The sequence below is a fragment of the Mesorhizobium sp. M8A.F.Ca.ET.218.01.1.1 genome (genome assembly GCF_004791165.1).
Lineage (GTDB): Bacteria > Pseudomonadota > Alphaproteobacteria > Rhizobiales > Rhizobiaceae > Mesorhizobium.
This window is the reverse complement of the sequence record NZ_SRUZ01000080.1, coordinates 1-371: the sequence shown is the minus strand read 5'-3', so window position 1 is coordinate 371 and position 371 is coordinate 1. Positions and strand designations below refer to the sequence as shown.

1 protein-coding gene is annotated in these 371 nt (G+C 65.0%); it reads left to right on the top strand.

Going from position 1 to position 371, the window contains the following annotated elements; translation table 11 throughout:
* Positions 1–224, top strand: a 224-nt coding sequence (locus EN861_RS34475) for a VOC family protein (RefSeq protein ID WP_135928221.1), incomplete at its 5' end; no start/stop codon positions are given.
* Positions 225–371 lie beyond the last annotated feature (147 nt).

Genomic DNA, 371 nt, shown 5'->3' with positions numbered 1-371 from the left:
GCCAGGCGCACAAGGTCTGCGTGGCGGTGCGGCTCGACAGCCCCGGCGAGATCGACCGGCTGCATGGCGAGCTGAGCGCCAAGGGCGTGCCCTTCTATGGTCCGCCGGAAGACTATGTCTGGAACGCGCGCTGCGCCTATTTCACCGACCCGGACGACACGCTCTGGGAACTCTACGCCTGGCTCGACGGCGGCCCTGGCGACTACCACGACGAACAGCCGTAGACGACCCCGCGCCGAGGGAGCGGCGCTCTGAAAGAAACAAGAAATCTGCAACAGGAGCGAAAAATGAGTGGGAACCAGGATTTCAGTCTGAACCGCCGCACTTTCGTCAAAGGTGGCCTCACCGCAGTCGCCGCGGCATCGGCCGGC